Below are 21,610 nucleotides of genomic sequence, written 5' to 3' on the forward strand. Positions count from 1 at the left end.
GTGAGGCGGCGGGCGCATCCGGCCTAGGCTGGAGAAGTGAATCCACCAGGCCGCTCGCGCGCCCGCCGCCTCGCCGATCTCGGCCTCGCGCCTGCACGCTACGCCCGGGTGCTGCAGGCCTCCGACCGCACTCCCCTGCTGCAGGTCATCAAGACGGCGGTTGCGGCGGGTCTCGCCTGGGTGGTCTGCCTCATCGTCCTTCCCGGCCACCTGCCCATCTTCGGCACCATCGCCGCCATTCTCGTGGTGCAGCCGAGCATCAACCAGTCGTTCTCCAAGGCTCTCGAGCGCACCGTCGGTGTGATCGCCGGCGTGATCATCGCCTCCGTCGGACTCGCGTTCTTCGAGGTGACGAGCTGGCTGATCCTCGGCTCGATCCTCGTCGCCCTGCTCGTCGGCTGGGCGTTCCGTCTCAGCCAGTCGACGACCGCGCAGATTCCGATCAGCGCGCTGCTCGTGCTCACGATCGGTGCGCAGACCTCCGGCTACGCGGTCGAGCGCATCCTCGAGACCGTGCTCGGCGCTGCGATCGCTGTCGTGGTCAACGTGATCGTGGTTCCGCCGGTGAGGCTCGGACCCGCCCAGGACGCGATCGCCCGGCTCGGAGCGGAAGTCGCCAACTCGCTCGACGACCTCGCCCGGCTCATCGAGAGACCGTCGACGGTCGAGGAACGCACCTCCGCGCTCGTGTCCGCCCGGCTGCTCCGGCCGATGCAGACCAAGGCCGCCGCCGCCGTCACGAGCGCGGAGGAGAGCCTGCGGTTCAACCCGCGCCGTTCCGCCCACCGCACCTCGCTCACGCGCGACAGCCGGTTGCTCGAGACGCTGCAGGTGCTCGTGCTGCGCGTGCCGGGCATGATCCGCGCTCTCGACGACAGGTACGACGAGACGATCCACACCGAGCCGACCGCCGCAGGGCTCGCCGCCGAGGTCTCGCGGGCCGCGCACGACCTCAGGCTCGTTCTGCGCACCGCCGACGCCGGCCCTGGCGCAGGCTCCGGCGACCGCGAGCCCACCACCGCGGAGATCCCGGCCCTCACCCGGCCGTTCAGGGTTCTCGCGCCCAGCGCAGCGCACTGGATCCTCATCGGCTCGCTGCTCGAAGACCTGCGCCGGGTGCGCGAGGTGATCGTCGAGGCCGGGGAGCAACGCTCGGCGTCGTGAACCCCGCGTGGGAGAATGGCGTGTGACTTCGACCCCGGTATCCGCCCCCGCCCCCGCAGCCGCCTCGATCGGACTTCTCTTCGACGTCGACGGCCCCATCGCCAGCCCGGTCACGCGCCGCATCGCGATCCCGAGCATCATCGACGACCTCGTGCTGCTCGCCGGCGCCGGGGTGCCGATCTCGTTCATCACCGGCCGCTCCGACGCGTTCATCCGAGACGAGGTCGTCACTCCGCTGCTCGCGGCCGGCCTCGGCGACGTGCTCGCCGACCCGCAGAACCGCATGTTCGCGGTGTTCGAGAAGGGCGCCGCCTGGACGCCGGTCACGTCGGACGGACTCGGCGACGTCGTGGTCGACGACAGTGTGGCGCTGCCCGGCGTCGTCGTCGACGAGATCCGTGAGCTCGTGGCATCCGACTTCTCAGACACCATGTTCTTCGACGAGACGAAGCGCGCCATGATCTCGGTCGAGCAGCGCACCGACGTCGCGCACGCCGACTACGTCGAGGCGCAGAAGCTCTTCAACGAGGCCGCATACGCGGTCGTGGCTCGTCACGGGCTCGGCGTGCGCTTCGGCGACCGTGAGACCCCGGATGCCTCGGGGCTCGTGCCTTTCCGTCTCGACCCCACGATCATCTCGACCGACATCGAGTCGGTGCAGCTCGACAAGGACCGCGGCGCCGAGCGCGCGCTCGAGTACTTCGCGGCGAGCGGGCCGCTGCCCCGGCTCTGGCGTTCCGTCGGCGACTCGCGCAGCGACTACCTCATGGCCGACCACCTCCACTCCGCGGGCTACGACGTTGCCCACGTCGACGTGCGCCCCTCCGACGGCATTCTCGAGCGACCGTACGACATCATCGTCGAGGGCGAGCTGATCCACGACGAGGCCGGCGCCGCGTTCCTCGAGCACTGGGTCACGAAGCTCGGACTGCGCTAGCCGCACTCCGGGCAGATCGCCACGGAGCGGCTCGAGGCACGCCACCCCTTCCGCGCGGCTCGCGGCGGGGCGAAGATGGGCGCATGGCCGATGAACCGGTGCCGCCAGGCGTGCGCGCCCAACTGCTCGCGACGGAGCACTGGGGGCTGCTCGCCTCCCGCAGCACCGCGCAGAGCGAGGTGCTGACGCGCATCAGCATGTTCCTGACCCTCGTCTCCGCGTCGCTCGTGAGCCTCGCGCTCGTCGGTCAGGCCACGGGTTTCTCCGACCCGTTCACGGTCTTCGCTATCGCGGTGCTCGGGATCGCGGTGCTCGTGGGCTTCCTCACGCAGATCCGCGTCTTCAACGTGGGCATGGAGGACCTCATGTACGTGCTCGCGATGAACCGGCTGCGCGGCGCCTATGTCGAGATGGATCCGACGATCGCCCGCTACCTCATGGCCGCCCCGTACGACGACCGGGCCGGGGCGGAGCGCACCTACTATTTCCTCGGCCGTCGCACCGATTTCAGCCAGGTCGCCGGCAGCAGCATGATCTTCATCGCCGCGGTGAACTCCGCGTTGCCCGGCCTGCTGCTCGCGTCCGTCGTCGCCGCGTTCTCACTGCCGTTCCCGGTCGCGGTGGTCGTCGGTACGCTCAGTGGGCTCGTCTACTTCGGGATCACTCTCGCCACGGGCGGCCGGCGGTTCTACGACCTCTGGACCACCTATCGGCCGCAGTTCCCCACTCCGCCGACGGCCTCTCCCGCCCCTCGGGAGTAGCGGCGAACGACACGCGCGGGATGCTTCCGACACGCCGCCGGAATGTCGGTGGCAATTGACATATTCGAATGTATGTTCGAACATGAAGAGATGCCAGCGGCAGCGTCTTTCCTCTCCCCAGCCGTCCCGGCGAGCCATCCGGCCGTTGGTGAATATCCCACGCGATCGCGAGATCTGTACGCTGCTGCTGGCTCGAATTCCACCACGCTGACCGCCCCCGCGCCCGCCGCCCCCGCCGCCGGCGACAAGGCGCAGAAAGTGCTCGAACTGCAGTCGCGCATCCGTTCGATGCAGTCGAAGAAGCTCGACTCGCGCAGCCTGCCCACCCATCCCGCCATCGCGCGGCTGCTGCCCGGCGGCGGCCTGCAGCAGGGCTCGGTCTACTCGGTGGCTGGCTCGGCCACCCTGCTCATGGCCATGCTCGCCGGCCCGAGCGCCGCCGGCTCGTGGTGCGGCGTCATCGGGGTGCCCGAGTTCGGCATCGAGGCGGCGGCGCGCTTCGGCATCGACCTCGAACGTCTCGTGCTGGTGCCGAATCCCGGCGACCAGTGGCTCGGGGTCACCTCGGCGATCGCCGACGTGATGGGCGTGGTCGTGACGCGGCCGCCCAAGCGGGCGAGCGACTCGAGCGTCGCCCGGCTCTCCGCCCGCCTGCGTCAGCGCGGCTCGACCCTCATCGTTCTCGGCACCTGGCCGCAGAGCGACGCGATCCTCAGCCTGTCGCGCAGCGACTGGAGCGGCATCGGCAACGGGCACGGCTACCTCGAGGCCAGGCAGGCCACCGTCACCGTGACGACCGCGAACGGCCGTCCGCGCAGCGCCCGCCTGTGGCTGCCCGACCAGGCCGAGCAGTTCCGCGAGGTGACGCCGCTGTACGCCAGCGCCGGCGGTGCAGGGGCCGGCGCACCGGAGGCGGCCCCCGTCGAACGGCAGTACGAGCACGAACGACGGGCGGCGACGGGATGACCGGCGCGACCCGCACGATGGTGCTCTGGAGCCCCGACTGGCCCATCACCGCGGCGACGCGCGACCTCGGCCTCGACCGGGAGTCCCCGATAGCGATGATCGAGTCGGGCGTCGTCTTCGCCTGCTCCCCCGCCGCCAGGCTCGAGGGGGTGCGGCGCGGCCTGCGCGTGCGCGAGGCGCAGGCGCGCTGCACGACGCTCACCGTGCTGCCGCACCGGCCCGAGGTCGACAACCGGGTGTTCGAGCCCGTCATCACCGAGATCGAACGGATGATGCCGGGGGTGCAGCTTCTCCGCCCCGGCAGCCTCGCGATCCGGGCGCGCGGCCCGGCACGGTACTACGGCGGCGAGAAGCCCGCCGCGCTCTCACTCATCGGGGTGCTCGACGACCTCGGCATACCCGGTGCGCGCGTGGGCGTCGCCGACGGCCCGTTCACCGCCGAGCAGGCGGCGCGCAGCACCCGTGGCGACTCGCGGGGTGGCGCCGTGCGCGTGGTGGCGGAGGGCGCATCCGCCCAGTTCCTCGGCCCGCTGCCCCTCGCCGTCCTCGACGAACCGGGCATCGCCGTGCTGCTGCAACGGCTCGGCATCCGCACGCTCGCGGCCTTCGCCGCCCTCGACGAGACCGACGTGCGCGAGCGGTTCGGCACGCCCGGCGCTCGGGTGCACGCCCTGGCCCGCGGTCTCGACGCGCGCCTCGTCTCGCCGCGGGTGCCGCCGCGCCAGCTCGAGCAGTCCGTCGCCTTCGAGCCCGCCCTCGACCGGATCGACCAGGTGAGCTTCGGAGTGCTCGGCATCGCCGAGGCGTTCATCGCGGGCCTCATCGCCGCGAAGCTCGTCTGCACCGCCATCCGCATCGACATCGACTCCGACGCCGGCGAGGTGTCCGGGCGCAGCTGGCTGCACCCGCGATCGTTCACGGCGAGCGAGATCGTCGACCGGGTGCGCTGGCAGCTGCAGGGCGGCACGGCGGAGACGGGCCTCAGCGCGGGGGTCACCCGGGTCACCGTGACGCCCGAGAGCGTCGACTCGGTGGGCAACCACGAGGAGGGGCTCTGGGGCTCCGGGCCAGACGAGCGCATCCACCACGGACTCTCGCGCGTGCAGGGCATGCTCGGCCACGAGGCCGTGCTCACCGCGGTCGTGGGCGGTGGCCGCACCCTCGGCGACCGCGCCACCCTCGTGGCATGGGGCGACCGCGCGCCGGCCGTGGCGACGCGCCCGTGGCCGGGGCAGCTTCCGCAGCCGGCGCCCGCGACGGTGTTTCCCACCGGGCATCCGGTGCACGTGTTCGGGGCAGACGGCCGAGCCGTGGCCGTCGACGAACGCGGCGTGCTCTCTGCCGCGCCGGTCGAGTTCAGCGCGGGTTCCGGCGGCATGATGCGGGCGGTCGCCGCCTGGGCCGGACCGTGGATCGTCGACGAGCGCTGGTGGGACGCGGCGACGAGCCGGCGGGTGTGCCGCTTCCAGGTCGTCGACGGCGACGGCGTGGCCTGGCTGCTCGTGCTCGACGGGCGCGGCGCCGAGGCGCACTGGGCAGCCGAGGCGCGGTACGACTGATGGGTAGGCGCTGATGGGATGGAACAACCCGCCGATCCCCTGGTCGGAGTTCGAACGCAAGCTGTCTGACGCCTCGCGTCCGGCGACGACGCCCGTGGGCGCCGACGGCGGAGACAGTCCGGCCTGGTCCATCCACCGGCATCCCTACCGAGCGCCGGAGCGGACGCGGGCCGACGACGCCGGTCTCGTGCCGTACGCCGAGCTGCACGCCCACTCCAACTTCAGCTTCCTCGACGGCGCCTCCTCGCCGGAGAACCTCGTCGAGGAGGCCAACCGGCTCGGCCTGCACGCACTCGCCCTCACCGACCACGACGGCCTCTACGGCATCGTGCGCATGGCGGAGGCGGCCGCCGCGCAGCAGGGCGAGAACACCACCGCGACGGTCTTCGGCGCCGAGCTCTCCCTCGGGCTGCGCACCCCGCAGAACGGCATCGCCGACCCCGAGGGCAGCCACCTGGTGGTGCTCGCCAGGCAGAAGAGCGGCTATCACCGCCTCGCCGGGGCGATCACCGGCGCGCAGCTGCTCGGCGACGAGAAGGGCCGGCCGCTCTACTCCCTCGACGAGCTGTCGGAACGCGCGGCCGGAGAATGGACGGTCCTGACCGGATGCCGCAAAGGCACCACGCGTCGCGCGCTCACCGCCGCCGGGGTGAACCGCCTCGACCGGGAGCGCGACGCGGCGGCCGAGGTCGACCGGCTCGTCGCACTGTTCGGGCGCGACAACGTGCTCGTCGAGCTCTTCGACCAGGGCGACCCGCTCGACAGCACCCACAACGACGCCCTCGCGGCCATCGCGGCAGAGCGCGGGCTCGGTGTGGTCGCCACGGGCAACGTGCACTTCGCGACCCCGAGACAGCACCACCTCGCCACGGCGATCGCCGCGGTGCGCGCCCGCCGCAGCCTCGACGAGATCGACGGCTGGCTGCCGGCCTCCGGGTCGGCGCACCTGCGCTCGGGCGCCGAGATGGCCGCGCGGTTCGCCCGCTACCCCGGTGCCGTCGAGCGCACCGTCGAGGTCGCCGACGATCTGAGTTTCGAGCTGCGTCGCGCGAAGCCCGGGCTGCCGAGGCAGGAGGTCCCCGAGGGGCATACTCCGATGAGCTGGTTGCGCGAACTCGTCTGGCAGGGGGTGGAGAAGCGGCACCTCGACCTCACGGCGGCGAACCGGGCGCGCATCGAACGCGAGCTCGCGGTGATCGAGGAGAAGGACTTCCCCGGCTACTTCCTGATCGTGCACGACATCGTGGCCTTCGCCCGTGGCCGTGGCATCCTCTGTCAGGGGCGAGGCTCGGCCGCGAACTCGGCCGTGTGCTACCTGCTCATGATCACCGCGGTCGACCCGATCTACTTCAACCTGCCGTTCGAGCGCTTCCTCTCGAGCATGCGCGACGAGGAGCCGGACATCGACGTCGACTTCGACTCCGATCGGCGCGAAGAGGTTATCCAGTACGTCTACGAGAAGTACGGCAGGCTCAACGCGGCGCAGGTGGCCAACGTCATCCAGTACCGGCCCAAGTTCGCCGTGCGCGACATGGCCAAGGCGCTCGGACACTCGCCCGGTCAGCAGGACGCGTGGTCGAAGCAGGTGGAGCGTCACGGCGCCCTGACGGAGAGCACCGAGCACGACATCCCGGAGGCCGTCGTCGACCTGGCTCTCGAGGTGATGAAGTTTCCGCGCCACATGGGCATCCACTCCGGCGGCATGGTCCTCACCGACCGTCCCGTCGGCGAGGTCGTGCCGATCGAACGCGGACGCATGGTGGGCCGCACCGTCGTGCAGTGGGACAAGGAAGACTGCGCCTGGATGGGCCTCGTCAAGTTCGACCTGCTCGGGCTCGGCATGCTCTCCGCCCTGCAGCACGGCTTCGATATCGTGCGTGAGTCGGTCGGCGACGAGATCGGGCTCGACGAGATCCCCAAAGAAGAGGCCGGCGTCTACGACATGCTGTGCCGGGCCGACGCGGTCGGGGTGTTCCAGGTCGAGTCGCGCGCGCAGATGGGGCTGCTCCCCCGGCTGCAGCCGCGCAGGTTCTACGACCTCGTGGTCGAGATCGCGCTGGTGCGACCGGGCCCGATCCAGGGCGGCGCCGTGCACCCGTTCGTGCGCCGCAAGCTCGGAACGGAGGAGATCACCTACCTGCACCCCAAGCTCAAGGAGCCGCTCGAACGCACCCTGGGGGTGCCGGTCTTCCAGGAGCAGCTGATGCAGGTCGCGATGGCGGTGGGCGGATGCACCGGCGAAGACGCCGACCTGCTGCGACGGGCCATGGGTTCCAAACGAGGCATCGAGCGCATCGAGTCGCTGCGCGGCAAGCTGTATGCCGGAATGGCCGGCAACGGGATCACCGGCGACGTCGCCGACGAGATCTATTCGAAGATCCAGGCCTTCGCGAGCTTCGGTTTCGCAGAGAGCCACTCGCTGAGCTTCGCGCTCCTCGTCTACGCCAGCGCCTGGATGAAGCTGCACTACCCCGCCGCGTTTCTCGCCTCGCTGCTGCGCGCCCAGCCGATGGGCTTCTACTCGCCGCAGAGCCTCGTGGCCGACGCGCGGCGGCACGGGGTGGAGGTGCTCCGTCCCGACATCCTCAGGTCGGGCGTGGCGGCGGGGCTCGAGCCGGTCGCCGAGCCGCCAGCGGGCGCTGAGCCTGTCGCGGGCGCTGAGCCGCCAGCGGGCGCTGAGCCTGTCGAAGCGACGAGCCCCGCCACCGGCGACCCGGCCTGCCTGCACCGCACGCAGCCGGCGGTTCCCCTCTTCGACCGCGGCATCCCCCTCGACTACGACGCGCACCGCCGCGACGGCAGATTCGCGGTGCGGTTGGGCCTCGACGAGGTCAAGGGCATCGGCACGCCGCTCGCCGAACGCATCGTCGCCGAGCGCGACCGCGGCGGACCGTTCACGACCATGGCCGACCTCGTGCGACGCGTCGGCGTCACGACGGCGCAGCTCGAGATGCTGTCGGCGGCCGGCGCCTTCGACTCGCTGGGCCTCACGCAGCGCGAGGCCCTGTGGAGCGCGGGCAGCGCCGCGCAGGACCGCGCAGAGTTCCTCCCCGGCTCGATCGTCACCGTGCAGCCTCCGCTGTTCGCGATGCCGACCGAGGCGGAACAGCTCAGCTCCGACCTGTGGGCGACGGGAATCTCGACGGCCGACCACCCCATCCGCCACGTGCGTCACCTGCTCGAGCGCCGGGGGGTGCTCTCGGCGGCGGCGCTGCAGACCGCCGAGTCCGGACGCCGCATCGAGGTGGGCGGGGTCGTCACCCACCGCCAGCGGCCGGCGACCGCGAGCGGCATCACCTTCGTCAACCTCGAAGACGAGACCGGGCTCGTCAACGTGATCTGCTCGGTGGGTGTCTGGAACCGCTATCGGCGTGTCGCGCGCGACGCCTCGGCGATGGTGGTGCGCGGCATCCTCGAACGCTCCCCGGAAGGGGTGATAAACCTTGTCGCAGACCGGATCGAGGCCCTCGGACTGGCCCAGCAGACGAGTTCCCGCGACTTCCGTTAGAGATAAGAAAACATTTTCTTATCGAGTTTTGCCCGTTTTCCCCCATTCACCCCCAGAACTCATATACCCTTAGCGGGAACTGGCAGGCTTAATCGAGCTTGTCGGCAAGGTTCCGACAATCGGAGCCAAGAAGAACGCTCCTGGAGGAGTTTTACATGGCAATTGGCACCGTAAAGTGGTTTAACGCAGAAAAAGGCTTCGGCTTCATTGCTCCCGAGGATGGTAGCCCGGACGTTTTCGCCCACTACTCAGCAATCGCGAGCGGCGGCTACAAGTCCCTCGATGAGAACCAGAAGGTTGAGTTCGACATCACCCAGGGACCCAAGGGTCCCCAGGCGGAGAACATCCGCTCCCTCTAGTCTTTGCAGTAAAGAAGCACAGGCAAGATAGCAGTAGAGAACGGCCCCGGTCCTATGCCGGGGCCGTTCTTCATTTAACCGCCGCCGCCGCCGAACCGCCGCAGCCCGGCCGCCGCCGCCCGGCCCGCTCTCCCACAACGAAGGAGTTCGGCCGCGAAACCGGTCGGATAACGCCGAATCGACCCCGTACACGCGGCATGTCCTTCGTTTTCAGAGGGAGGGATGACGCGGGGTGCGCGCCGTACAGGGCAGGCGAGGGTTACTGCCCGCGTACGCGCTTCCGCAGGTAGTCGATCCGCGCCTGCAGCTGCGTCACGCTGGCCTGGGCCACCGCCGGGCCGCCGAGCACCCGCCGCAGCTCGGCGTGGATGAGACCGTGCGGCTCTCCGCTCATCTTCGAGCGGATACCGACGAGGCTGTTGAGCAGCGTGCGCTGCTCCTTGAGGGTGCGGAACAACGCCGGCCCGTCGCGCTCCTCGGGAGGCAGCGCCTTCTGCCGCTCCCCCGACCTCTTCGACTGGCGGGCCTGCCGCTGCTTGAGCAGCTCGCGCACCTGGTCGGGTTCGAGGAGCCCGGGGATGCCGATGAAGTCGAGCTCCTCGTCGCTGCCCATCTCCGCCGCGAAGCCGAACTCGCCGCCCTCGTAGAGCACCTTGTCGAAGTTCGCCTCCGACTCGAGCGCCTCCCAGGTGAACTCGTCCTGCAGGGTGTCCTCCGACGCCTTCTCCTCGCGGTTCTCCGCGTCGAGCAGACCGTCGTCGAGCAGGCCGTCGTCCGTCGTCTCGCGGTCGAGGGCGTGGTCGCGCTCGAGCTCCAGCGTCGAGGCGAGGGCCATCAGGCTGGGGACGCTGGGCAGGAAGATGGTCGCGGTCTCGCCGCGGCGCCGGGTGCGCACGAAGCGGCCGACGGCCTGAGCGAAATACAGGGGCGTCGAGGCGGATGTCGCGTACACACCCACCGCGAGGCGTGGCACGTCGACGCCCTCCGACACCATGCGCACCGCCACCATCCAGCGCTGCGTGCCCTTGGAGAACACGTCGATGCGCTCGCTCGACTCCTTCTCGTCGGAGAGCACGATCGTGGGCATCTCGCCGGTGAGCTTCTGCAGCAGCGACGCGTACGCCCGTGCCGTGCTCTGGTCGGTGGCGATGACCAGGCCGCCGGCGTCGGGGACCGACTGGCGCACCTCGCTCAGCCGACGGTCCGCCGCCTTGAGCACCGCGGGGATCCAGTCGCCCTCCGGCGCGAGCGCGGTGCGCCAGGCCTGGGAGGTGATGTCTTTCGTGTCGCCCTCGCCGAGCCGGGCCTCCATCTCGTCGCCCATCTTGGTGCGCCAGCGCATCTTGCCCGCATAGGCCATGAAGATCACGGGGCGCACGACGCCGTCGGCGAGGGCACGCCCGTAGCCGTAGTTGTAGTCGGTGATGGAGGTGCGGATGCCCTTGTTGTCTGGCGCGTAGCTGACGAACGGGATGGGCGCGGTGTCGCTCCGGAACGGGGTGCCGGTGAGCGACAGGCGGCGGGTGGCCGGGCCGAACGCGTCGCGGATGGCGTCGCCCCAGCTGAGCGCGTCGCCGCCGTGGTGGATCTCGTCGAGAATGACGAGGGTGCGCGCCGATTCCGTGATGGTGCGGTGCAGCAGGGGGCGCACGGCGATCTGCGCGTACGTCACGGCGATGCCGTGGAATCGGCGACCGCCGAAGGCCTGCCCGTTGGCGTAGGCGGGGTCGAGCCGAATGCCCACCCGGTGCGCCGCCTCGGCCCACTGGCGCTTGAGGTGCTCGGTCGGGGCGACCACGGTGATGCGGTCGACCTCGCGGCGCGCGATCAGCTCGGTGGCCAGACGGAGCGCGAAGGTCGTCTTGCCTGCTCCGGGCGTCGCGGCGGCGAGGAAGTCGCGGGGCTCCTTCTCGAAGTAGAGGTCGAGCGCCTCGGCCTGCCAGGCCCGCAGCGCGCTCGCTGTGCCTCTGGCCGCGCGTTCCGGGTACGACGGAGAGAGGTGCTCGGCCGCGAACGTGCCGACGTGTGGGTGGAACACCCCGCTAGACATGGAGCCCGGCATTCCCGTGAATTCGGGTGTCGTCTCCCGTTGCTCCGGCACCGAGGTCGAGGCTGCTGATGGAGTATTCACTTGATGGAATATTACCCGCGCGGCGGACCGTCACCGTCCATTCTCGTTCCGCCGCGGGGGCGTGAGGGAGCCCGGACAGACGCCGATCCGCGTGAACTCAGGCGTCACGGGCGAATCCCTTTGCCTCGGATTCGCGTCCGCGATTATTGCCGAGCAGGGAGGCCTGGGTGACGCTTCCGCGGCCGAAACGCGCGCTCACCGCGTCCATGACGTCTTCCGCCTCGCGCCATCCGTCGTTGTCGTCCCAGAGGCCGAGCTGGCCGCCTCCACCCTCCGACAGCTGCTCGACGCGCACTCCCACGAGCCGCACACGCGCGTACTGCTTGCCCGTGGCCTCGTAGACCTCGCACACCTCGTCGTAGATGCGCCGGCCCAGGTCGGTCGCCTCGGCGAGGGTGCGCGACCGGGTGATCGTCGTGAAGTCGCCGAACCGCAGTTTGAGCACGACGGTGCGCCCGACCGCCCCTCCGCCACGCAGCCGCACCGCGACCATCGATGAGAGCCGCAGCAGCTCGCGGCGGATGACGGCGGGATCGGTGACGTCGGTCTCGAATGTGACCTCGTGGCCGACGCTCTTCTCGACGGCGCGGGGCTGCACCGTGCGCGGATCGATGCCCCACGCCAGGTCGTGCAGCTTCTCGCCGGCCGCGACGCCCACCATGCTCTTGAGCGAGGCCACGGGGGTCTGCGCCAGGTCGCCGATGGTGCGCAGGCCGTGCCGCACCAGGGTCTCCTCGGTCTTGCCCCCGACACCCCAGAGCCCGCTGATGGGTTGCGGGTGGAGGAAGTCGAGTGTGCCGTCTTTCGGGATCACCAGCAGGCCGTCGGGCTTTGCCTTGCTCGACGCCAGCTTCGCCACGAACTTGGTGGCCGCGGCACCCACGCTGCAGACCAGACCGGTCTCGTCGAGCACCCTACGGCGAAGGATGGTGGCCACCGTCGTCGGCGGTCCGATGTGCTTGCGCGAGCCGGCGACGTCGAGGAACGCCTCGTCGATTCCGAGCCGCTCGACCGAGGGTGTGAGGTCGTCGCAGATGGCCATGACGAGCCCCGAGAAGTGTGTGTAGCGGTCGAAGTGCGGTTCGAGGATGATCGCCTGCGGACATCTGCGCTTTGCTATCGCGAGCGGCATCGCCGAGTTCACGCCGAACTTGCGCGCCTCGTAGGTGGCGGCGGTGACGACGGAACGCGCCGAGTCGTGGGCGACGATCACGGGCCTGCCCCGCAGCTCGGGGCGTTCCAGCAGCTCGACCGAGGCGAAGAACGCGTCCATGTCGACGTGCAGCACCGTGGCGCTGGCGTCGTCGACGCCGGCAGCGGTTACCTGCCTGCCACTGCCGTCCTGCTTGCTCATGGTTCCATCATCGCAGTGTGCGCCGACATGCGCGCTTAACGCGAAAGCGCCCCCGCCGTGAGGCGGGGGCGCTGATGTTCGCGACTACGCGCGACGCGATCCGCGGGTCAGGAGACCGTAGATCAGCAGAACGAGGATCGATCCGGCGATCGCGACGAGCCAGGTCTGAATCGACCAGAATTCCTCGAGTCCGATGCCGAAGATGGCGCTTCCGATGAAGCCGCCGAGGAGAGCACCAACCACACCGAGTACCAGCGTGATGAGCCAGCCTCCGCCCTGTGTGCCCGGCAGAATAGCCTTCGCGATAGCTCCGGCGATCAGGCCCAACACTATCCAGCCAATGATTCCCATGACGACCTCCCAGTCGGTCATTCTTGCGGTCCCGGGTCTCGGAACCGTCAAATAGCTAAGCATGTGCCTATAAAAGGGGGCAAATGATGCACTCTCCATTGCCCACGAGTCAACCACTGTGCTAGGCGACTGGCGTTAGTGGCAAAGGTGATGCACTCTTAAGTAATGACTGAGCAGCACCCATGGACCCGCTACGTCGCCCTCGGCGACTCTTTCACCGAGGGGATCGGGGATCCGGAGCCGGGAAGCCCCGGCGGTTTCCGCGGTTGGGCCGACCGTGTGGCCGAGGTGCTCGCCCAGCAGACGGGCGACTTCGCGTACGCCAACCTCGCGATCCGTGGGCGCCTCCTGCAGCAGATCATCGACGAGCAGATCGAGCCGGCCCTGGAGCTGCGCCCCGATCTCATCACCATCTCGGCTGGCGGCAACGACATCATCCGCCCCGGAACCGATCCCGACAACATCGCCGAGCGCCTCGAGAAGGCCGTCGAGCGGCTGTCGTCGGGCGGGGCGACGGTGGTGCTCTTCAACGGTCCCGACATCGGCACGACGCCCGTGCTCGGCAGGCACCGCGGCAAGGTCGCCATCTACAACGAGAACCTGCGAGGGATAGCGAAACGCCACGACGCCGTCGTCGCCGACATGTGGCCGCTGCGCGAACTGCGGGACCCGCGGATGTGGGCTCCCGACCGTCTGCACTTCTCCCCGATCGGTCATCACACCATCGCGCGCATGGTGCTCTCGACGCTCAACGTCGAGAACGACCTCGCGCCGTACGCGCCGGAGCCACTGCCCGCGTCGACGTGGCGCCACGCGCGGGTCGAGGATCTCGGCTGGGCGCGTGAGCACCTCGTGCCGTGGGTGTTGCGGCGCATCCGTCACCAGTCGTCCGGAGACAACGTGACCGCGAAGCGTCCGGTCTGGCCCGAGCAGGGCTGAAGCCTACCCCGGCAGTCCGCGCTCAACGTAAGACGGGGATCGAGCCTGAGCTCGATCCCCGTTCTTAGTTAACGCTGTTAGCGACCGTACCGCATGGCTGCCGGGCAGTCGAAGGGGTCGCCTCCGGCCGAGAGACCGACCCGGTTGAGGTAGGCGACGACGATCGCGTACGACTCGAGGATGCTGGTCTCGGTGTAGAGGATGCCCTTGCTCTGGCAGTACTCCTTGGTGATCTCGCGCGCACGTTTGAGGTGCGGGCGGGGCATGCTCGGGAACAGGTGGTGCTCGATCTGGTAGTTGAGGCCGCCCATGAAGATGTTCATGGCCCAGCCGCCGCGGATGTTGCGGCTCGTCAGCACCTGGCGGCGCAGGAAGTCGACCTTGCTGTCTTTCGGCAGCACAGGCATGCCCTTGTGGTTGGGGGCGAAGGACGCACCCATGTAGAGGCCGAAGACGGCGAGCTGCACGCCCAGGAAGGCGAAGCCCATTCCGAGCGGCATGACCAGGAACACGGCGGTGATGAACGCGGCGTGACGCACGGCCAGCAGGATGATCTCGAGCGACCGCTTGTCGACCTTGCCGGGCGACAGGACCGTCTTGAACGCGTGCTGGTGCAGGTTTATGCCTTCGAAGATCAGCACGGGGAAGAACAGCCAGCCCTGACGGCGGGCGAGGAACGTCGCGACGCGACCCTTGACCTCCGCCGCGTGCTCCTTCTGGAAGATAATGAAGTCGGGTTCGATGTCGGGGTCTTTGCCCGCGGTGTTCGGGTTGGCGTGATGGCGGGTGTGCTTGGTCATCCACCACGAGTAGCTGATGCCGACGAACAGGTCGGCGAGCACACGACCGGTGAGGTCGTTCGCCTTGCCCGACTCGAACACCTGGCGGTGGCTGGCCTCGTGAGCCATAAAGGCGTACTGCGTGAAGAGGATGCCCATCACGGCGGCGAGGATGAGGGTGTACCAGGTGCCGCTGAGCAGCACCACGCCGTACCAGGACGCGCCCATGAGCAACGTGATGACGGCGAAGTTGAGGATGTAGAACGTGCGCTTGCGGTGCAGGAGACCCGCGTCGCGCACGGTGTGCAGAAGCGCGGAGAACTCGGACACGGGGTTGTTGAGCCCACGCTGTCCGGTCTTGATGATGCGCGCACTGGGTTGTGAAGCTGAATTCGTCACTGGACCTCGATGGTCTATCGACTTCCCAGTCACGGAGGCGAGCTTGAGCTCTTGCGGATGTCCGTCAGTCTAGGGGCGAACACTGGGAAAGCGGTGCACGGCGCGAGCCATTTACTTTCGACGACGCGTGTGTCTTAGAAGAGCGCGGCCGGGTTGGTCAGCCGCCACCACGGACCGGGATCGTCGATGGTCGCCGCGAGTTCGAGCGGCACCGTGATGGTCTCCCCGGCGACGGTGAAGGTGACCTCGCCGACATCCGTGCCCTTCTTCGCCACTCCGACCGCGTCGACGCGCGTCTCGGTCGCGATGGGCGTGTCCGCCCAGACCACGACCGCGGAATCCTTCGCCGCGACCAGCGCCGCCGTGTCTCCCCACGGCGTGGTGTAGGTGCCGAAGCTCTCCCCCGCCGTGGTGAGCGCGACCTCGTGGAAGCTCTCCTCCACGTCGGCGAGCAGGACCCGCACGGTCTCGTTGAGCGCCCGGTGATTCACTCCGCCGAGCACGGCGCCGACGATCGTGACCGTCTTGCCGCCGATCACGAAATCGGAGGCGAAGAGGAGGCAGGCGCCCGCCTCGTCCAGCGTTCCGGTCTTGATTCCCCTGATGCCGTCGATGCCGAGCAGCGAGTTGCTGTTCTCGATCTCGCCCAGCACGGGCACCGCCTCCTTCGCCGTTCCGACGATCTCGGCGACCACGGGGTGTGCCAGCGCCAGCTTGCCGAGCGCCACGAGGTCGCTGGCCGTGCTCACGTTCTGCGGCGACATCCCCGTCGGCTCGCTGATGGTGGTGGAGTTCAAGCCGTTCTTGGCGAGCCAGGCGTTGGCCGCCGGCACGAAGTCGGCCATCGAGCCGTATGCCCACGTGGCGAGCGACTCGGCGTAGTTGTTGGCCGACTCCATGAGCATGATGTCCATGACCTGGCGCTGGCTCAGCACCATGCCCGCCGTGACCGGCTCGGTGGCCCCGTTGACGGCACGGTATGCGTCCCGGATCGCCACGTCCTTCGCGGTGAATTCGATGTTCGGTCCCGCGTCACCGACCGCCAGCGGCTTCGCCTCGAGTACGACGAGCGCCGTGATGACCTTGGTGATGGATGCGATGGGTGCGGCCTCGGCCGCGCCGCCGGTGCCCAGCGTGCTCGCGAAACCGATGGCCCCCACGGCGCTGGTTCCGAGCGTCGGCCATTCGAGGGCTGCCGCGGGCTGCGCGGTCACGGCCACGGGCGTGACCGCGGCCTCGACGGGGCCGAGCGGTGCGAGCAGGGTCATCGGCAGGTAGAAGACGGTGCCGACGACGACGGCGAGTGCGCCGAATACCGCCACCCGTCGACGACGGAGGATCTGGCGTCGGGAGGGTGGCATCCGTCAATGCTAGGTCAGGCGAGCCCACCGTCGACTGAACGCAGGGGCGCGTGCTCCGATTCGGGCACGAGGATCGGCGTCTCGCGATTGAGACTCTCGCCGCGGAAGAACGGCTTCGAGCGGGGGAAGACGAACCAGAGCGCCATCAGCACGACGCCGAGCGCGAGCGAGCCGATACCGACGACGAAGACGCCGCCGACGCCCCAGATCACCGTGTAGCCGTAGTCCGGGTCGAACATGTCGATCGCCGAGAAGACGAAGGCGGCGGTGAGCGAGAGCGCGCCGACGAGCGGGAAGACCAGCTTGAACACGACGTTGTGGGCGCTGGAGAACAGCTCCCTACGGAAGTACCAGACGCAGGAGAAGCCGGTGATCGCGTAGTAGAAGGCGATGGCGAGGCCGAGCGAGAGGATCGTGTCGGAGAGGAAGTCCTCGCTGATGATCGTCATACCCACGTAGAAGACGATGGAGACGACCCCCATGACGAAGGTCGAGAAGGCGGGCGTCTTGTAGCGCGGATGCACCGTGCCGAATCTCTTCGGCAGAGCCCTGTAGGCCGCCATCGCGAGGGTCCCCCGCGCGGTGGGCAGGATCGTGGTCTGCGTCGACGAGACCGCGGAGACCATCACGGCGACCACCAGCAGCCACGCCCATGGGCCGAACAAGACATCCTTCAACGCGAAGAACACGTCCTCGGCGTTGGTCTCGTTGCCGAGGCCCACCCCGCCGGTGCCGAGTCCCGCGTAGGCCATGGCGGCGACCGTCACACCCACGTAGGTGACGAGCAGGATCACGGTGGTGAGCACGGCGGCACGGCCGGGGGTGCGCTCCGGGTCCTTCGTCTCCTCGTTGAGCGCGAGGCAGGTGTCCCATCCCCAGTAGATGAACAGCGCGAGCAGCACCGCCTCGACGAAACCGGAGAACGACGTGAACGCGAACGGGTTGAACCAGTCGAGCTGCGGCGTAGTGGAGCCTGCGGGGGCGGTGCCCGTCGCGATCGCCACGACGGCCGCGACCACGAAGACGATCAGGGCGAGGTACTGGATGCCGAGCAGCACGTTCTGCAGCTTCTCGCCGATCTCGGTGCCGCGGTAGCTGATCCACGTCATCACGGCGATGAAGACGACCCCGGTGAGCGTCACGACCATCCCGTCGAGCGCGAGCTCGGGATTGACGAGCAGCCAGAAGTACTTGCCTCCGATCTGGGCGAGGTTCGCGAGCACGACCATGCCGGCGACCGCGACGCCCCAGCCGCCCATCCAGCCCACCCACGGGCCGAAGGCTTTCGTGGCCCAGGTGAACGTCGTGCCGCAGTCGGGGATCTCGCGGTTGAGCTCGCGATACGCGAACGCGATGAGGAACATCGGCACGAACGCCACGATGAATGCGATCGGCGCCTGAGCGCCCACCGCGAGCACGACGAAGCCGAGGGTCGCGGCGAGCGAGTACACCGGCGCGGTGGAGGCGAGGCCGATCACGGTCGAGCCGAAGAGCCCCAGCGTTCCCGCGGCGAGTCCCTTGCCTGCGGCGGGAGCCGCGGTCGCCGGTACTGACGTGTTCTGGCCGGGCACGATCGTCTCCCCTCGGGTGCGGTAGCGAGAGCCTACAACCGGCGTCGGCGGCGGGGAATCCCTACCGGACCCGCAGCGTGTACAGCGCGACGGCGCTCGCCGCGGCGACGTTGAGCGAGTCGACGCCGTGCATCATCGGGATGGTGACCACGGTGTCGGAGTTCTCCATCGCGGCCGTGGTGAGGCCGTCGCCCTCGGAACCGAGCAGCACGGCGACCTTGTGGGGTGCGGATGCGGCGAAGGCGTCGAGTTCCACGGCGTCGTCAGCCAGCGCGAGCGCCGCGATGTGGAAGCCGGCCGCTCGCAGCAGCTCCGCTCCCTCGGGCCACTCGGGCAGCCGGGTCCACGGCACCTGCAGCACGGTCCCCATGCTCACCCGCACGCTGCGGCGGTAGAGCGGGTCGGCGCAGCGCGGCGTGATCAGCACGGCGTCGGCGCCGAGGCCGGCGACCGAGCGGAAGATCGCTCCGACGTTGGTGTGGTCGACGATGTCCTCGAGCACGACTACACGGCGGGCGCCGGCGAGCAGCTCGGTGACGTCGGCCAGCGGCGGGCGGTGCATCGAGGCGATCGCCCCGCGGTGCATGTCGAAGCCGGTGAGCTGCTTGAGCAGCTCGGCAGGACCGACGAACACCGGCACGTCGTCGAAGTCGTAGTCGGCGAGCAGGCGCTCCACGTCGGGCAGCCACTGCTCGATCAGCAGGAACGACCGGGGCCGGTGGCCGGCGGCGAGTGCCCGTTCGATCACCTTGGTGGACTCGGCGAGGTAGAGCCCGCCCGCGGGTTCGCTCACGCGTCGCAGCGCGACATCCGTCAGCGACTTGAAGTCCCGCAGCTCGGTCCGCTCGAGGTCGGTGATTCTCTCGATGCGCATGCGTGGACGTCCGTTCGACTGGGGGTGGGATGTGCCGGAAGCGAACACTGCCAGCAATCGGAAACATATCGGAAAGCTGGAGCGTTTAGTCTGGGGTGAGCTTCGCTACCGGGAGGAGAGCCGCGTGACCATTCCGCAGGTACATTCTCCTGCCCCCGAGGCCGGAGCAGCCGCACGGCTCGACCAGGCGGTCGAACTGCTGCGCGGGCGCCAGGTCGCTATCCTGACCGGGGCGGGCCTGAGCACCGACTCCGGCATTCCCGACTACCGCGGTGAGGGCGCCCCCGTGCGCTCACCCATGACGTTCTCGCAGTTCCTCGGCGACCTCGACTACCGCAAGCGCTACTGGGCGGGCAGCCACCTCGGCTGGAAGCGGTTCGCCGCGGCCGGGCCGAACGCCGGCCACCGGGCCATCGCCGGGCTCGAGTCGGCGGGGATCGTCAACGGCGTGATCACCCAGAACGTCGACGGCCTGCACCTGCGTGCGGGATCGCAGCGCGTCGTCGACCTGCACGGCTCGATGGACCGCGTCCGCTGCCTCACCTGCGGGCAGTACTACGCCCGCGGCGACATCGCCGCGCGCCTCGCCGCGGCGAACCCGTGGCTCGACGACACCGAAACCATCCCGCTCTCCCCCGACGGCGACGTGCAGATCGATTCGGTCGCCGACTTCGTGATTCCCGAGTGCAGCGTCTGCGGCGGGTTGCTCAAGCCCGACGTCGTGTTCTTCGGGGAGTTCGTCCCGCTTGAGAAGTTCACCGAGGCGTCCGCGCTCGTGCAGCGCGCCGAGGCCTTCATCGTCGCCGGGTCGTCGCTTATGGTGAACTCCGGCATCCGTCTGCTCGACCAGGCTGTGAAGAAGAAGCTGCCCGTCGTGGTCGTCAACCGCGGAATCACGAAGGGCGACACCCGCGCTGCGGTTAAGATCGACGCAGGAACCTCCGAGACGCTCGTCTCGATCCTGGAGCGGTTGCGCGACTGACGCGCGCGTCACGGGATCCCGGTTCCCGAACGGGGAGCCGCATGACCATGATCTACCTCGTCCGTCACGGCGAGACCGACTGGAACCGTGAGCGCCGCATCCAGGGCAGCACTGACATCCCCCTCAACGAGACCGGGCGCGAACAGGCGTCCGTCACCGGCGCGCTTCTGGCCAGCCGCGAGTGGGACGGCGTGTACGCGAGCCCGCTCTCGCGCGCCTTCGAGACCGCCGAGATCATCGCCCGCGAACTCGGCCTGCCCTCCCCGCAGGCCGTGCCGCAGCTCGCCGAGCGCAACTACGGAGACGCCGAGGGTCTGACCGGCGACGAGATCGACTCGCGCTTCGCCGGCGCAGACATCCCCGGGCGTGAAACACGCGAGGAGGTCGCCGCCCGCGCCCTGCCGGCGATCATCGCCCTCGCCGAGAACCATCCGGGCGAGTCGATCGTGCTCGTGAGCCACGGCGGGGTCATCCGCACCATTCTGGGCACCGTCGCACCCGACGCGCACCCCGAGCCGATCCGAAACGGCTCTGTGCACAGCTTCCGTCACACCGACGGCACGCTCGACCTCATCGCCTTCGACGACCCGATCGAGGTCGAGTCGCTGGCCTGCGCCACAGAGGACATCGAGGAGCAGAACGCGATCGAGTCGCGCGAGTCGCTCGTCTAGCTCGAGGCGGCGCGCCGCTCGTCGGCGAGGCTGCCCGCGCCGAGGAAGTCGACGATCATCTCGGCCGCCTCGCGCGACTTCTCGTAGTGGATGAGATGCCCCACATCGGGGATGACGTGGAGTGTGGCATCCGCCATCTCGTCCCTCAGCGTCTCCAGCTGGGCAACGGTGGTGATGAGGTCGAGCTCGGCGCCGATCAGCAGCGTCGGGACCGGGATGTCGGCGGCGACGGAGGTGACGTCGGTGCTGATCGACGCCTCGAAGCCCTCGACCACAGTCGTGCGGTCGGAGAAGCGTCCGAAGTACGTGTGGTGCTGGTCGTGGATGAACCGGCGCAGCGCCTTGTCCTTCGTCTTCGCCAGCGAGAGGCTCATAAAACGGATCACGAGCCAGTTGTCGAGCAGCCAGTGGCCGGCCCGTTCGGGAAGCGCCATCGCGAGCCGGTAGTAGACGACCGTGCCCTGGGTGCGGATCTTGCTCGGTCCGTCGAGGGCGGATGCGGCGATCGGGTTGACGAGGATGAGCTTGGGTGTCGACACGAGCCTGTTCGCGACGGCGTACGAGGTCACCATGGAGCCGAACGAGTGCCCGAGCACGACGGCGGTGCCGTTCAGGCCCAGGGAGTCGAGGAAGGCGGCGTACCAGGCGGCGTACCCGGCGATGTCGTGCTTGGCACCGGTCATCGCCGACGACTCGCCGAAGCCGGGAAGATCGGGACTGACGATTTTCACGCCCCGCAGGTGCGCGACGACGGGCTCGAGGCCGTGGTGCTCGCCACGGTAGCCGTGGGCGATGACGATCGTCGTCGCCGCGTCTTCCGGCCCGTAGACCCAGTAGTGGGTGTCGCTGCCGAGCACCCGCACGACCTCGTGGCGGGTGGGCAGCTCGTCGAGCAGGGCGGCGAAGGGGGATTCAACAGACATCGGTGTTCAGTCTATGCACGG

The 21,610-nt window shown here is 69.2% G+C and carries 18 protein-coding genes; 10 read left to right on the forward strand and 8 right to left on the reverse strand.

All coding sequences use genetic code 11. The annotated features are described in order from the left end of the window. The first annotated feature begins 36 nt into the window (after positions 1–36). The 7 genes from ABIE21_RS03820 to ABIE21_RS03850 all read left to right on the forward strand — a co-directional run bounded on the left by ABIE21_RS03820 (position 37) and on the right by ABIE21_RS03850 (position 9,254). Positions 37–1,164 (forward strand): FUSC family protein, encoded by a 1,128-nt coding sequence (locus tag ABIE21_RS03820; RefSeq protein ID WP_354023452.1) that lies wholly within the window; start codon positions 37–39, stop codon positions 1,162–1,164. Between the two features lie 22 nt (positions 1,165–1,186). Next, the gene (locus ABIE21_RS03825) at positions 1,187–2,101 is read left to right on the forward strand and encodes a hypothetical protein (RefSeq protein ID WP_354023453.1); all 915 of its coding nucleotides are present in this window, start codon (positions 1,187–1,189) and stop codon (positions 2,099–2,101) included. Between the two features lie 83 nt (positions 2,102–2,184). Further along, a complete protein-coding gene (locus tag ABIE21_RS03830; RefSeq protein ID WP_354023454.1) occupies positions 2,185–2,862 on the forward strand; it encodes a hypothetical protein in 678 nt (225 codons plus the stop codon). 258 nt (positions 2,863–3,120) lie between these two features. Continuing rightward, entirely contained in the window at positions 3,121–3,828 is a 708-nt protein-coding gene (locus tag ABIE21_RS03835) for a hypothetical protein (protein WP_354023455.1), read from the forward strand. Next, entirely contained in the window at positions 3,825–5,387 is a 1,563-nt protein-coding gene (locus ABIE21_RS03840) for a DNA polymerase Y family protein (RefSeq protein WP_354023456.1), read from the forward strand. Before ABIE21_RS03835 ends, ABIE21_RS03840 begins: the two co-directional genes overlap by 4 nt. Before the next feature lie 13 nt (positions 5,388–5,400). Further along, positions 5,401–8,895, forward strand: coding sequence for an error-prone DNA polymerase (locus tag ABIE21_RS03845; protein ID WP_354023457.1), 3,495 nt, complete (start codon positions 5,401–5,403; stop codon positions 8,893–8,895). Positions 8,896–9,050: 155 nt separating this feature from the next. Next, on the forward strand, positions 9,051–9,254 hold the full coding sequence (locus ABIE21_RS03850) for a cold-shock protein (protein WP_131418413.1): 204 nt from the start codon (positions 9,051–9,053) through the stop codon (positions 9,252–9,254). A 259-nt stretch (positions 9,255–9,513) separates the two neighbouring features. Here the strand turns inward: ABIE21_RS03850 and ABIE21_RS03855 are convergent, their stop codons facing one another. The 3 genes from ABIE21_RS03855 to ABIE21_RS03865 all read right to left on the reverse strand — a co-directional run bounded on the left by ABIE21_RS03855 (position 9,514) and on the right by ABIE21_RS03865 (position 13,090). Beyond that, positions 9,514–11,316, reverse strand: coding sequence for a DEAD/DEAH box helicase (locus ABIE21_RS03855; protein WP_436232320.1), 1,803 nt, complete (start codon positions 11,314–11,316; stop codon positions 9,514–9,516). Between the two features lie 166 nt (positions 11,317–11,482). Beyond that, a complete protein-coding gene (gene dinB, locus ABIE21_RS03860) occupies positions 11,483–12,739 on the reverse strand; it encodes a DNA polymerase IV (protein ID WP_354023458.1) in 1,257 nt (418 codons plus the stop codon). An 84-nt stretch (positions 12,740–12,823) separates the two neighbouring features. After that, positions 12,824–13,090 (reverse strand): GlsB/YeaQ/YmgE family stress response membrane protein, encoded by a 267-nt coding sequence (locus ABIE21_RS03865; protein WP_354023459.1) that lies wholly within the window; start codon positions 13,088–13,090, stop codon positions 12,824–12,826. A gap of 165 nt (positions 13,091–13,255) precedes the next feature. Between ABIE21_RS03865 and ABIE21_RS03870 the strand changes: the two genes are divergently transcribed. Continuing rightward, entirely contained in the window at positions 13,256–14,029 is a 774-nt protein-coding gene (locus tag ABIE21_RS03870; RefSeq protein ID WP_354023460.1) for an SGNH/GDSL hydrolase family protein, read from the forward strand. A gap of 77 nt (positions 14,030–14,106) precedes the next feature. On the opposite strand, the gene ABIE21_RS03875 is transcribed toward ABIE21_RS03870, so the two are convergent. From ABIE21_RS03875 to ABIE21_RS03890, 4 genes are all read right to left on the reverse strand, one after another. After that, the gene (locus ABIE21_RS03875) at positions 14,107–15,207 is read right to left on the reverse strand and encodes a fatty acid desaturase family protein (protein WP_354023461.1); all 1,101 of its coding nucleotides are present in this window, start codon (positions 15,205–15,207) and stop codon (positions 14,107–14,109) included. Between the two features lie 134 nt (positions 15,208–15,341). Next, complete coding sequence (locus tag ABIE21_RS03880; protein ID WP_354023462.1) at positions 15,342–16,568, reverse strand: D-alanyl-D-alanine carboxypeptidase family protein; 1,227 nt, start codon at positions 16,566–16,568, stop codon at positions 15,342–15,344. A 14-nt stretch (positions 16,569–16,582) separates the two neighbouring features. Continuing rightward, positions 16,583–18,139 carry an APC family permease gene (locus ABIE21_RS03885; RefSeq protein WP_354023463.1) on the reverse strand — a complete coding sequence of 519 codons (1,557 nt, stop codon included), beginning with the start codon at positions 18,137–18,139 and terminating at the stop codon, positions 16,583–16,585. Positions 18,140–18,200: 61 nt separating this feature from the next. Continuing rightward, the gene (locus ABIE21_RS03890; RefSeq protein ID WP_354023464.1) at positions 18,201–19,013 is read right to left on the reverse strand and encodes a TrmH family RNA methyltransferase; all 813 of its coding nucleotides are present in this window, start codon (positions 19,011–19,013) and stop codon (positions 18,201–18,203) included. Positions 19,014–19,143: 130 nt separating this feature from the next. Between ABIE21_RS03890 and ABIE21_RS03895 the strand changes: the two genes are divergently transcribed. After that, complete coding sequence (locus ABIE21_RS03895) at positions 19,144–19,995, forward strand: Sir2 family NAD-dependent protein deacetylase (protein ID WP_354024400.1); 852 nt, start codon at positions 19,144–19,146, stop codon at positions 19,993–19,995. Between the two features lie 41 nt (positions 19,996–20,036). Continuing rightward, positions 20,037–20,666, forward strand: a complete 630-nt coding sequence (locus ABIE21_RS03900) for a histidine phosphatase family protein (protein WP_354023465.1) — start codon at positions 20,037–20,039, stop codon at positions 20,664–20,666. Here the strand turns inward: ABIE21_RS03900 and ABIE21_RS03905 are convergent. Beyond that, the gene (locus tag ABIE21_RS03905; RefSeq protein WP_354023466.1) at positions 20,663–21,589 is read right to left on the reverse strand and encodes an alpha/beta fold hydrolase; all 927 of its coding nucleotides are present in this window, start codon (positions 21,587–21,589) and stop codon (positions 20,663–20,665) included. The genes ABIE21_RS03900 and ABIE21_RS03905 overlap by 4 nt on opposite strands. Positions 21,590–21,610: the final 21 nt, after the last annotated feature.

The organism is Conyzicola nivalis (assembly GCF_040548875.1).
Lineage (GTDB): Bacteria > Actinomycetota > Actinomycetes > Actinomycetales > Microbacteriaceae > Conyzicola > Conyzicola nivalis_A.

Coding starts and splice junctions, on each gene's coding strand:
- ABIE21_RS03890 (WP_354023464.1), bottom strand. CDS start 19,013: ATGCGCATCGAGAGAATCACCGACCTCGAGCGGACCGAGCTGCGGGAC.
- dinB (WP_354023458.1), bottom strand. CDS start 12,739: ATGAGCAAGCAGGACGGCAGTGGCAGGCAGGTAACCGCTGCCGGCGTC.
- ABIE21_RS03880 (WP_354023462.1), bottom strand. CDS start 16,568: ATGCCACCCTCCCGACGCCAGATCCTCCGTCGTCGACGGGTGGCGGTA.
- ABIE21_RS03845 (WP_354023457.1), top strand. CDS start 5,401: ATGGGATGGAACAACCCGCCGATCCCCTGGTCGGAGTTCGAACGCAAG.
- ABIE21_RS03865 (WP_354023459.1), bottom strand. CDS start 13,090: ATGGGAATCATTGGCTGGATAGTGTTGGGCCTGATCGCCGGAGCTATC.
- ABIE21_RS03830 (WP_354023454.1), top strand. CDS start 2,185: ATGGCCGATGAACCGGTGCCGCCAGGCGTGCGCGCCCAACTGCTCGCG.
- ABIE21_RS03900 (WP_354023465.1), top strand. CDS start 20,037: ATGACCATGATCTACCTCGTCCGTCACGGCGAGACCGACTGGAACCGT.
- ABIE21_RS03855 (WP_436232320.1), bottom strand. CDS start 11,316: ATGCCGGGCTCCATGTCTAGCGGGGTGTTCCACCCACACGTCGGCACG.
- ABIE21_RS03905 (WP_354023466.1), bottom strand. CDS start 21,589: ATGTCTGTTGAATCCCCCTTCGCCGCCCTGCTCGACGAGCTGCCCACC.
- ABIE21_RS03850 (WP_131418413.1), top strand. CDS start 9,051: ATGGCAATTGGCACCGTAAAGTGGTTTAACGCAGAAAAAGGCTTCGGC.
- ABIE21_RS03840 (WP_354023456.1), top strand. CDS start 3,825: ATGACCGGCGCGACCCGCACGATGGTGCTCTGGAGCCCCGACTGGCCC.
- ABIE21_RS03870 (WP_354023460.1), top strand. CDS start 13,256: ATGACTGAGCAGCACCCATGGACCCGCTACGTCGCCCTCGGCGACTCT.